General features: G+C 67.8%; 14 protein-coding genes. 12 read left to right on the top strand and 2 right to left on the bottom strand.

The features are described 5' to 3' along the window. The coding region (locus ACE3TU_RS13930; RefSeq protein WP_374625169.1) for an NAD+ synthase at positions 1–1,262 on the top strand (1,262 nt) is incomplete at its 5' end. A gap of 268 nt (positions 1,263–1,530) precedes the next feature. Beyond that, positions 1,531–2,856: a glutamate--tRNA ligase gene (gltX, locus tag ACE3TU_RS13925; protein ID WP_374625167.1), complete on the top strand. Its 1,326-nt coding sequence runs from the start codon at positions 1,531–1,533 to the stop codon at positions 2,854–2,856. On the opposite strand, the gene ACE3TU_RS13920 is transcribed toward gltX, so the two are convergent. Continuing rightward, positions 2,801–3,946, bottom strand: coding sequence for a DUF2865 domain-containing protein (locus ACE3TU_RS13920; protein ID WP_374625165.1), 1,146 nt, complete (start codon positions 3,944–3,946; stop codon positions 2,801–2,803). The genes gltX and ACE3TU_RS13920 overlap by 56 nt on opposite strands. 248 nt (positions 3,947–4,194) lie before the next feature. On the opposite strand from ACE3TU_RS13920, the gene ACE3TU_RS13915 reads away from it, so the two are divergent. The 3 genes from ACE3TU_RS13915 (at position 4,195) to ACE3TU_RS13905 (ending at position 5,730) form a co-directional block, all read left to right on the top strand. Then, positions 4,195–4,656 (top strand): cytochrome c, encoded by a 462-nt coding sequence (locus ACE3TU_RS13915; protein ID WP_374625163.1) that lies wholly within the window; start codon positions 4,195–4,197, stop codon positions 4,654–4,656. Between the two features lie 117 nt (positions 4,657–4,773). Then, positions 4,774–5,166 carry a hypothetical protein gene (locus ACE3TU_RS13910; RefSeq protein ID WP_374625161.1) on the top strand — a complete coding sequence of 131 codons (393 nt, stop codon included), beginning with the start codon at positions 4,774–4,776 and terminating at the stop codon, positions 5,164–5,166. Between the two features lie 81 nt (positions 5,167–5,247). After that, on the top strand, positions 5,248–5,730 hold the full coding sequence (locus ACE3TU_RS13905) for a hypothetical protein (RefSeq protein WP_374625159.1): 483 nt from the start codon (positions 5,248–5,250) through the stop codon (positions 5,728–5,730). A 19-nt stretch (positions 5,731–5,749) separates the two neighbouring features. On the opposite strand, the gene ACE3TU_RS13900 is transcribed toward ACE3TU_RS13905, so the two are convergent. After that, positions 5,750–5,878: a hypothetical protein gene (locus ACE3TU_RS13900; RefSeq protein WP_374625157.1), complete on the bottom strand. Its 129-nt coding sequence runs from the start codon at positions 5,876–5,878 to the stop codon at positions 5,750–5,752. 66 nt (positions 5,879–5,944) lie between these two features. Between ACE3TU_RS13900 and cysS the strand changes: the two genes are divergently transcribed. The 7 genes from cysS (at position 5,945) to ACE3TU_RS13865 (ending at position 10,904) form a co-directional block, all read left to right on the top strand. After that, positions 5,945–7,390, top strand: a complete 1,446-nt coding sequence (gene cysS, locus ACE3TU_RS13895) for a cysteine--tRNA ligase (protein WP_374625155.1) — start codon at positions 5,945–5,947, stop codon at positions 7,388–7,390. Positions 7,391–7,647: 257 nt separating this feature from the next. Then, positions 7,648–8,139: an endonuclease domain-containing protein gene (locus tag ACE3TU_RS13890; RefSeq protein WP_374625153.1), complete on the top strand. Its 492-nt coding sequence runs from the start codon at positions 7,648–7,650 to the stop codon at positions 8,137–8,139. 5 nt (positions 8,140–8,144) lie between these two features. After that, positions 8,145–8,519 (top strand): VOC family protein, encoded by a 375-nt coding sequence (locus ACE3TU_RS13885; protein WP_374625171.1) that lies wholly within the window; start codon positions 8,145–8,147, stop codon positions 8,517–8,519. A gap of 22 nt (positions 8,520–8,541) precedes the next feature. Next, positions 8,542–8,925: a VOC family protein gene (locus ACE3TU_RS13880; protein WP_374625151.1), complete on the top strand. Its 384-nt coding sequence runs from the start codon at positions 8,542–8,544 to the stop codon at positions 8,923–8,925. Beyond that, positions 8,912–9,421: a GFA family protein gene (locus ACE3TU_RS13875; RefSeq protein WP_374625149.1), complete on the top strand. Its 510-nt coding sequence runs from the start codon at positions 8,912–8,914 to the stop codon at positions 9,419–9,421. The genes ACE3TU_RS13880 and ACE3TU_RS13875 overlap by 14 nt, the downstream gene beginning before the upstream one ends. Next, on the top strand, positions 9,418–10,377 hold the full coding sequence (pip, locus tag ACE3TU_RS13870) for a prolyl aminopeptidase (protein WP_374625147.1): 960 nt from the start codon (positions 9,418–9,420) through the stop codon (positions 10,375–10,377). Before ACE3TU_RS13875 ends, pip begins: the two co-directional genes overlap by 4 nt. Continuing rightward, positions 10,374–10,904, top strand: coding sequence for a GFA family protein (locus ACE3TU_RS13865; RefSeq protein WP_374625145.1), 531 nt, complete (start codon positions 10,374–10,376; stop codon positions 10,902–10,904). Before pip ends, ACE3TU_RS13865 begins: the two co-directional genes overlap by 4 nt. Positions 10,905–10,956 lie beyond the last annotated feature (52 nt).

The following is a 10,956-nucleotide window of genomic DNA, read 5'->3' as shown; positions in this document are numbered from 1 at the left end:
ACATCTGGCACCCCGACGTCTGCCGCCACCTCGTCGACAACGGCGCGCGCCTGCTGCTCTGCCCGAACGGCTCGCCCTATTGGCGCAACAAGCAGGCCACCCGCTACAAGCTGGTCAAGGACCGCGTGGCCGAGGACAACGTGCCGCTGCTCTATCTCAACCAGGTCGGTGGCCAGGACGAGCTGGTCTTCGACGGCGCGAGCTTCGCCGTAGAACCCGGTGGCCGGCTGGTGGTCCAGGCCAAGAGCTTCGAGCCCGAGATCATGCTGTCCAACTGGGCCCGCACCGCGGATGGCTGGCGCTGCACCGATCCGCATGTCGCCCCGCTGTCGAGCGTCGACGAGGCGCCGTGGCGCGCCTGCGTGCTGGGCCTGCGCGACTATGTGAAGAAGAATGGCTTCAAGACCGCGGTGCTGGGCCTGTCGGGCGGCATCGACAGCGCCGTGGTCGCCGCCATGGCGGTCGATGCCATCGGCGCGGAAAACGTCCACTGCCTGATGCTGCCCTACCGCTACACCTCGCCCGAGAGCCTGGCAGATGCTCAGGATTGCGCCAAGCGCCTCGGCGTTCGCTACGACGTGGTCTCGATCGGCGATCCGGTGGAGGCGGCGCTGGCGGAACTCGCCCCGGTGTTCGGCAACAAGGGGCCGGATTTGACCGAGGAGAACATCCAGTCGCGCATGCGCGGGGTGTATCTCATGGCGGTGTCGAACAAGCTCGGCGGCCTGCTGCTCACCACCGGCAACAAGTCGGAGATGGCGGTGGGCTACGCCACCATCTATGGCGACATGAATGGCGGCTTCAACCCGATCAAGGACATGCTGAAGATGCGTGTCTACGAGCTGGCGCACTGGCGCAACCAGCACAAGCCGGGCGATTGCCTCGGGCCGGCCGGCATCGTCATCACCCAGAACATCATCGACAAGGCCCCCACCGCCGAGCTCCGCCCCAACCAGAAGGACCAGGATTCGCTGCCGCCTTATCCGATCCTCGACGAGATCCTCGTCGGGCTGGTCGAAAAGGAACTCCCACTCGCCGAGATCGTCGAAAAGGGCGAGGGTCGCTTCGACCTCCAGCTGGTGCAGCGCATCGAGCGCCTGACCAACATCGCCGAATACAAGCGCCGCCAGTCGGCCCCGGGCGTCAAGATCACCCGCAAGGCCTTCGGCCTCGGCCGACGCTACCCGATCACCAACGGCTATCGCGACCGGCACGAGGCGGTCGAGGTGGTGCCGGACCTCGCGGGCAAGGGGCTGGAGTGAGTCCGATGCCTATGCGACGCGGGCTGCTGCACACCCCTCCCCAACCCTCCCCGTCGAGGGGAGGGTGCCTGCCGGTGCGTAAGGCAGGATCGTGCCCCATGCTCGATCGGCACCTCCCCCTCGACGGGGGAGGCAGGGAGGGGGTGGGCCCCATGCTCCACCGCATGGCCATCGTTCGCTACGCCCCATCGCCCACCGGCGGACACCCTCCCCTTGACGGGGAGGGTTGGGGAGGGGTGTGCAGCGACCTCGGACGGTACCGCCACCCATGACCACCGTCCGCTACGCCCCGTCGCCCACCGGCCGGCTGCACCTCGGCAATGCCCGCCCGGCGCTGATCAACTGGCTGTTCGCCAGAGCCCGCTCCGGCACCTACATCCTGCGCTTCGATGACACCGACACCGCCCGCTCCACCGAGGAGTTCGCCCGCGGCATCGCGGCCGACCTGAGCTGGCTCGGCATCGCGCCCGATCTCGAGGTTCGCCAGTCCGACCGCACCGCGCTCTACGACCATGCCCGTGACCGGCTGATCGCCGCCGGGCGGCTCTATCCCGCCTTCGAGACCGAGGAGGAACTCGAGATCAAGCGCGGCCGGGCCCGGCTCCTCGGGCGTCCGCCGATCTACGACCGCGCCGCGCTCGCGCTCACCGAGGCCCAGAAGGCGAAGTACGAGGCCGAGGGCCGCAAGCCCCACTGGCGCTTCCGGCTCGACGGCAAGCCCGTGCACTTCGACGATCTGATCAAGGGCCCGCAGACGGTCAACACCGCCTCGATGTCCGACCCGGTGCTGATCCGCGCCGATGGCAGCTACCTCTACACGCTGCCCTCGGTGGTCGACGACATCGACCTCGGCATCACCCACGTGATCCGTGGCGAGGATCACGTGTCGAACACCGGCACGCAGATCGAGATCTTCGAGGCGCTCGGCGGCGCCGTCCCGTTCTTCGCGCATCACAATCTGCTCACCGGAGCGGAAGGCGAGGGGCTCAGCAAGCGCATCGGCTCGCTCTCGCTGCAGGAGCTGCGCGAGGCCGACTACGAGCCGATGGCGGTTGCCATCATGGCGGTGCTGACCGGCACCAGCCTTCCCGTCGAACCCTATGCCGATCTGGCGGCGCTCGGGCAGGCCCTCGACCTGGGATCGATCTCGCACGGCCCGGCGCGCTTCGATCCGGCCGAACTCGACAGCCTCAATGCCCGCATCCTGCACCAGATGCCCTACGAAATGGCGAAGCCCCGGCTGGCCGCCATCGGCCGGGCCTCCGAGCCGCTGTGGCTGGCGCTGCGCGGCAACCTCAAGCGCTTCTCCGATATCGCCGAGCTGGCCACACTGATCGATGGGCCGGTGACCCCGGTGGTCGCCGCCGAGGATGCGGAGTTCCTGGCGCTGGCCCGCGACCTGCTGCCGCCCGAGCCCTGGGACGAGACGACCTGGGGCGCCTGGACGGCGCTCGTCAAGCAGAAATCCGGCCGCAAGGGCAAAGAGCTGTTCATGCCGCTCCGCCTGGCGCTGACCGGGCGGCACGACGGGCCGGAACTCAGGTCCCTGCTGCCCCTGCTTGGGCGTAAGGCGTCAATGGCCCGACTATCCTGACCCGCTTGTCGCCGAAGGTGACGACGAGATCCGGCTGTCCGCTGGCCGGCTGCGCCACCGTCACCACCGGCTTCGGGGTTTCGCCCGGCGCGGCAGGGCGGCGGCGGGGCAGGGGCACGCTGACGAAGTTCGCCGCAACCAGTTCCGCCTGCGTCACCGTCGTCGTGATCCCGGTGCGGCGGGGATCGCGCAGCGGCAGCGGAAATGTCGCCCCGCGGAAGCTCACCATGGCCCGGGTTCCGTCGGCTGTCTCGAGCAGCGCGATCTGGCCGAAATCCTGCGCCGCGGCACACTTGCTGGCCGTATCGAACTCGGTGCGGAAGCGGAAGGCATTGGGCAGCGAGGCGTAGGCTTCGCCATACTGGTTGATCATCTGCTCCGGTTCCTGGCCCGGGTTGTCGTAGTAGTAGAGATCGACATCGAGCCCCGGACACTGCGCGCGGCAGGCCTCGGCATCGTTGGGCACGTAGTCCACCAGGGTGGAATAGCTGATCGGCCAGTAGAACCCGTCGGTCTTCCGTACGCACAGCGTGCGGACGGTGTGGTAGTCGCCGTAGGGGTTGAACTCGTCGCCGCGCGTGCCGCCGAGCCCGTCGAACGTATCCCCGAAGGCGCCGAACAGCTCTTCGAACAGGTTGCCGCGTTCGCGCTCGACCCTGACGCGCGAGCCGTCATTGCAGTCGAAGCGCGCCATCTCCTGCAGGATCGCCTCGCGCTGCTCGGCAACGGCGTTGCCGGTCTGGACGCTGCGCTTCAGCTCCTCGACATCGGCTCGTCCGCTGGTGATCTGCCGAGCCAGCGCCCGGCACTCGCTGGTCAGCTTGCGCCCGGCCTTGGCATCGGCGTTGCAGCCCTGCCGGACATAGGAGCTTTCGGCCCTCTGTACGTCCCGCTGCAGGCGCTTGAGATCGCCGGAGTTGTCGTCCGCCCGGCGATAGTCCGAGTTGCGCTCGAGCGTCTTCAGCGTGTTGGCGAGGCGCGAGCAGGCGTTCGACTGGGCGTGGGCGGTCGAGGTGTCGACGAGCACACCGACCAGCGCCGCGCTCAGCAGCACCAGCAGGTGAAGGAAGTGGCGATAGCCGCTGTGCATCGATGAAGGCCGGATGGTTTTGCGCTCCCGCTACTGCCTCTTTACGCCGAAACCACGGCCGATGCACCTGCGCGCGCAGAATTCGCAGGTGCTGCGGGAGGATAACGCCGATTTGATAACTTAATCCTCATTCGTGAGCGCCGCGCTGCTGGCAACGTCGCATTTCGGCACTAAGGTCGGTTCGCGTTCGCCAAGCATGTGCATTTGCTGGCAGAATTCGCGTCACCAGCTTGCACCGGAGTTTCCCCATGTCCATTCGCCGCCTCATCGCCAGCGTCGCCGCGGGGGCGCTCGTCGCCGCCGTGTCCTTTACCGCCATTGCCCAGGATGTCGATCCGGCGATCGCCAGCATGACCCCCGAGCAGAAGGTCGAGGCCCGCGAGGCCGCCATGAAGCAGAACGGCGGCCTGATGAAGAATGCCGGCGGGCTGACCGGCGCCGACGCTGTCGCCAACGCCGACAAGATCATCCAGAACTTCACCAACTTCCCGGCGCTGTTCAGCGAGGATACCAGCGCGGTGAAGTCGGAAGCCAAGCCCGAGATCTGGGCCAACTTCGACGCCTTCACCGCCCTGTTCGCCAAGGCCGCCGAAGGGGCGAAGGCCATGCGGGCGGCGGCCGAGGCCGGTGACGCCACCGCCTACGGCGCCGCCATGAAGACGATCGGTGGCGTTTGTGGCGAGTGTCACCAGCAGTACCGCTCCGAGTGATCGGCTCGAGCAGTTGAATCGGGGGGGACCGGCCGACGGCCGGTCCTTTCCTGTTTCGGGCGGCTGTTCAGCGCCGGGGCGACGCACTAGGGTGACGCCGTTCACATGGAGATCAACATGCGCGTCGGCCTTCTCCCGCTGCTGCTCGTCGTCCCCTTGCTGACCGGCTTCGCCCATGCCGAAGAAGCGATTCCGGTCGAGGCCCTGGGCCTGCCCGAGGCGATAGAGACGCTGGCCGCCGCCTGCGCCGGCAGCCCGACGCTCAAGGCGATGTACGACGCCACCGAGGGTGACGGCACGCTGGCGCGAACCGAAATCTGTGCCTGCATCGTCGATGACCTCGGCCCGCAGCTTACCCTCGCCGATGCCCAGATGCTGGCGCGCGAGCTGCAGGGGACGCTGACCAGCGACGAGCGGGAGGCCTATGCCAACACCGTGCACCTCGGTGAGATCACCGAGACCAGCTTCTCGGCCTGCCAGGAACGGACGGGCCACTTCACCACCGACTGAGCGGCCGAGGTATCTCCCGGCCGAAATCCATGCTTAGCTGAGGGCGTCGTCCCAGCTGCGACGTCAACAGGAACCGCTCCCATGCCGAAACTCAGCGCTTCAGTCGCTCTTCTTTCTCTCTTCAGCCTGGCAGCGATTCCCGCCGCCTCCGCCCAGACGCCGGTCGATTTTGCCGGCTTCAACCAGTCCTGCATGGGCGCGGCCACCTTCCTGCTCGGCCAGGTGCCGCCGGAAGTGGACTCGGCCACCATCCTGACCCCGCTCTGCGGTTGCCTGCAGGCCTCCTTCGGCGCCCTGTCGCAGGCCGACGTCGACGAGCTTGCCGCCGATCTGGGCGGCACCTCGACCGATGAGAGCCATGCCGCCCATGGCGACTACGAGCGCCTGCTCGAGACCGCCAGCTCGTCGCTGCAGTCCTGCTATGCCATGCCCGAGGTGATCGCCGCGCTCGATGCCGCGCAGGCGATCATGAACGCACAGGACCCCGCCACGCCGGCGACCCCGGAATACAAACCGGCCGACCAGCAGCCCGTGCCGGAGATCAAGCTCGCCCCGTCCAACTGAGCGGGCGGGCCGTCGCACCTTACGGCGGCCCCTTGATTTCCTCCGGCTTTGCCGTCAGATTGCGCGCCATGAAAACTGGCACCGCTATCTGCATTTCGGGCTGCATCATTATCCGCTGAGGCATCAGCTCGCGGACGGTTTTCTTCACCCTCAAATCTAGACCCCGAAGAACCCGGCCCGCGAGCGTCCAGCATCGTGCGCGAGGGAACTGGCTTTGGGCGAGACGACCAGACTGCGGCTCTACAACACGCTGACGCGCGCCAAGGAGGACTTTGTCCCCATCGATCCGGCCAATGTGCGCATGTATGTGTGCGGCCCGACGGTCTACGACTTCGCCCATATCGGCAATGCCCGGCCGGTGATCGTCTTCGACGTGCTGTTCCGCCTGCTCCGCCACCTCTATGGCGCCGAGCACGTCACCTATGTGCGCAACATCACCGACGTCGACGACAAGATCAACGCCCGCGCCGTCCGCGATTTTCCCGGCCTGCCGCTCAACGAGGCGATCCGCAAGGTCACCGAGACCACGGCCGCGCAGTACCACAAGGATACGGCAGCCCTCGGCGCGCTCGAGCCGACGGTCGAACCGCGCGCGACGGACAATATCGCGGAGATGCAGTCGCTGATCGCGAGCCTGATCGGCAGCCGCCACGCCTACGAGGCGGCCGGGGAGGTGCTGTTCTCGGTCGATTCCATGCCCGACTATGGCAAGTTGAGCGGCCGCAGCCTCGCTGACAACGTCGCCGGCGCGCGCGTGGCGGTCGAGGCTCACAAGCGGAACCCCGCCGATTTCGTGCTCTGGAAGCAATCCAGCCCCGAAGAACCGGGCTGGGACAGCCCGTGGGGCCGCGGCCGCCCCGGCTGGCACATCGAATGCTCGGCCATGAGCGAGCGCTATCTCGGCAAGGTCTTCGACATCCACGCCGGCGGCCTCGACCTGATCTTCCCGCACCACGAAAACGAGATCGCCCAGTCCCGCTGCGCCCACGGCACCGCGGTGATGGCCAACTACTGGCTCCACAACGGCTTCCTCCAGGTCGAGGGGCAGAAGATGAGCAAGAGCCTGGGCAATTTCATCACCATCCACGAGCTGCTCGAGACGGACAAGTTCGGGGGACGGAAATGGCCGGGCGAAGTGCTGCGGCTGGCCATGCTGATGACTCACTACCGCGAGCCGATCGATTTCTCGGTGAAGCGGCTGGAGGAGGCGCTCGGGCTCTGGACCAGGTGGACCAGGTGGATCAGCTACTATCCCGACGCTCCATCCATCGTTCCAGAGGCCGCGGTTCAGTGCTTGTGTGATGACCTAAACACGCCAAGGCTCTTCCGCGAGCTAAGCGGCGTCTCTTCGGTGGCCGCAGGCACCTGGGAGGGGACGCACCCACCCGATGGCGTCGTGCATGAAGCGGATCGACGAACCGCTGCGGGGAAACTGAGGGGTATCCTCGAGCTTCTTGGAGTCTCGATCGAGGCGGGCCAGGCCGAGCGCGACGACAAGGTTACTAGGCAAATGGTCGCTGCCCGCCTCGCCGCCCTCAACGCCCGCGACTTCGCCAGGGCCGACCAGATCCGCGCCGAACTCCTCGCCCAGGGCATCCAGCTCATGGACTACAAGGACGAAGCCGGCCAGCGCCGGACCAGGTGGGAGGTCAAGCGGTGAACGCGACTTCCCCTCACCCGCCCTTCGGGCACCCTCTCCCTCAAGGGGAGAGGGGCGATGCGGAGCCGTCCGGGCAGGATGCTGCTGCCGGCGCCGGTGCGAGAGGCGCCGCGCGATCGCGCCCCAGCCTCCCCTCTCCCCTTGAGGGAGAGGGTGGCGCGTCAGCGCCGGGTGAGGGGCAGTCCAGTACCGTGAACCTGCGGCACAAGGAGTGGCGTACGCCCCTGACACCGAAACTCCGCAGGCGGGCGAAGTCCATGCGCGCGGCGGCAACCGAGGCCGAAGCGACGCTCTGGGGCATCGTTCGCGACCGGCGCCTGGCCGACTTCAAGTTCCGCCGGCAGGTGCCGATGGGACGCTACATCGTCGATCTCTATTGTCCGGCCGCTCGGCTGATCATCGAACTCGACGGCAGCCAGCATGCCGAAGGCGACTATGACACCGTTCGCGACGCGTGGCTGCGGGCCCAGGGCTACCGCGTCCTCCGCCTCTGGAACAACGACCTCACCGACAACCGCGACGGCGTGCTGACGGCCATCTGGCACGCGCTGCAGCCGCCCCCTCACCCGCCCTTCGGGCACCCTCTCCCTCAGGGGGAGAGGGACGATGTGGCGCCATTCGGGCAGCGCGCCGCCGCCGGTGGGCGTTCAGCGGCGGAATTTCGCCCCAGCAACCCCTCTCCCCTTGAGGGAGAGGGTGGCGCGCCAGCGCCGGGTGAGGGGAAGGACAGCAAAGGACAGCACCCATGACCGCCATCATCGATCACGTCGGCATCAAGGTCAGCGACTTCGCCCGCGCCAGGGCGTTCTACGAGGCGGCGCTGGGGGCGCTGGGCATTCGGCTGCTCAGCGATTTCGCCTTCGGGAGCGATCATTTCGCCGGCTTCGGCAGGGATCGGCCGACCTTCTGGGTCTCGACCGGCCGCACCTCGCGGGGCGATACGCATGTGGCCTTCACCGCCGCGAGCCGGGCCGAGGTCGAGGCGTTCTATTCGGTGGCGCTCTCCATGGGCGGTCGCGACAATGGCGCGCCGGGCCTGCGCGCCCACTACCACCCCAACTATTACGGCGCCTTCGTCCTCGATCCGGACGGGCACAATATCGAGGCGGTGTGCCACACGGCACCATGACGTCAACCAGGAGACGAACCACATGAGCGGCATCGACCATATCGCCATCTCGACGGCGGACTATGCCAGGTCCCTCGCCTTCTACGAGGCGGCGCTGCAGCCCCTCGGCATCACCACGCAGATGAAGTTCGAGGGGCCCGAGGGCAATGTCGCCGGGCTCGGCGGCGCCGGACCGTTCCTCTGGATCGGCGATGGCGGCAAGCTGACCGGCGGCCGCGTGCACCTGGCGTTCTCGGCGCAGAACCGCGCCGAGGTCGACGCGTTCTATGCCGCTGCCATGGCGGCCGGCGCCACCGACAACGGACCGCCGGGCCTGCGCGCCCACTATCACCCCAATTACTATGCCGCCTTCGTCCTCGATCCGGACGGGCACAATATCGAGGCGGTCTGCCATGCCCCCGAATAGTCAGACCGGTGCGGCGCCGTTCACCGGCGGCTGCCAGTGCGGTGCCGTGCGCTTCGCCGTCGGCCGGCTGGGGCGCGGCTCGATCTGCCATTGCCGCATGTGCCAGAAGGCCTTCGGCGGCTTTTTCGGGCCGCTGATTTCCAGCTACGACGTCACCTGGACACGCGGCGCGCCCACCTATTTCGAGAGCTCCGACAAGATCAGGCGCGGCTTCTGCAACCGCTGCGGCACGCCGCTCACCTACGAGGAGATCGGCCGGCCGCCCGAGCAGCAGGTCGAGATCGCCATCGGCGCCTTCGACGATCCCACCGTCGCGGCGCCGGTGATCCAGGTCAACCTGACCGACAAGCTGCCCTTCTTCGACGGGCTCACCAGCCTGCCCATCCGCACCGAGTACTCGGCCGGCTGGCTCGAGTTCATGGAGACTCTCGTCTCGCACCAGCACCCGGACCACGATACCGATACCTGGCCGCCCCAAGGAGGCTTTTCCGCGTGACGCTTCGCACCTACTACCCCGAGATCGAACCCTATGCCTCGGGCCACCTCGATGTCGGCAACGGCCATCGCGTCTACTGGGAGCGGGTCGGGACCCCCGGGGCCAAGCCGGCGGTGTTCCTGCACGGCGGGCCGGGCGGCGGCCTCGCGCCCAGCCATCGGTGTGTCTTCGATCCGGCGCGCTACGACGTGCTGCTGTTCGACCAGCGCGGCTGCGGCCGGTCCACCCCCTTTGCCGGCCTCGCGCACAACACTACCTGGGACCTCGTGGGCGATATCGAGCGGCTGCGGGAACTGGCCGGCGTCGACAAATGGCTGGTGTTCGGCGGCTCCTGGGGCTCCACCCTGGCGCTGGCCTATGCCGAACGCCACCCCGAGCGCGTCACCGAACTGGTGCTGCGCGGCATCTTCACGCTCCGCCGCTGGGAACTGCAATGGTACTACCAGCATGGCGCCTCGCTGCTGTTTCCCGACAAGTGGGAGCGCTTCGTCGCGCCGATCCCCGAGGCCGAGCGCGCCGACCTGATGGCCGCCTACCGCCGCCGCCTCGTTTCCGAGGATCGCGACACCCGCATCATCGCGGCCCGCGAATGGTCGCGCTGGGAGGGCGAGACCATCACGCTGCTGCCCGATCCGGCGGTCAGCAATGCCTTCTACGACGACGACTACGCGCTGGCCTTCGCCCGCATCGAGAACCACTATTTCGTCCATGCCGGCTGGCTGGACGAGGGGCAGCTGATCCGCGATGCCGCGAAGCTGCGCGACATCCCGGGCGTCATCGTCCAGGGCCGCTACGACATCGCCTGCCCGCCGCAGACGGCCTGGGACCTGCACCGGGCCTGGCCGGAGGCGGAGTTCGTCATGGTCGATGGGCAGGGCCATGCGCTGAGCCAGCCGGGCATCCTGCACCACCTCATCGAGGCGACCGACCGCTTCGCCGGGAGCGAGTTCATATGAGCAAGGCCGCTTCGGACCGTGAGAGCTACAGGTTCCATGCCTATTCGGGCGGCTGCCAGTGCGGCGCCGTGCGTTTCCACGCCACCGAACTCGTCGACAATCCGCATCTGTGCTATTGCCGGATGTGCCAGAAGGCGACGGGAAACCTGTTCGCCGCCCTGGTCGGGGTGCGGCACGAGCATCTGACCTGGACCCGCGGCGAGCCGGCGCGGTTCCGCAGTTCCGGCGACGTCGACCGCGGTTACTGCCGCGATTGCGGGACGTCGCTGTTCTACCACAATGTGACGGGTCGGCACGTCTCGCTCTCGATCGGCGCCTTCGATACACCGCACCTCATCCCGGTGCTCTACCAGATGGGCATGGAGGGCAAGCACCCGTCCCTGGCGCGGCTCGACAGCGTCGAGGCGGTCGGCACCACGGAGGGCTCGAACGACCCCGCCTGGGCCGCCGCCATCAAGGCCACCAACCACCAGCACCCCGACCACGACACGGCCGAGTGGGTGCCGAACGCCGAGGTGATGCGATGACAGAGGTGGTCACCGGCGGCTGCCAGTGCGGCGCCATCCGCTACCGCTTCAC

The sequence above is a fragment of the Devosia sp. genome (genome assembly GCF_041917035.1).
Lineage (GTDB): Bacteria > Pseudomonadota > Alphaproteobacteria > Rhizobiales > Devosiaceae > Devosia_A.
Note: the sequence above shows the minus strand (reverse complement) of the source record. Positions and strands in the feature narration are given on the sequence as shown.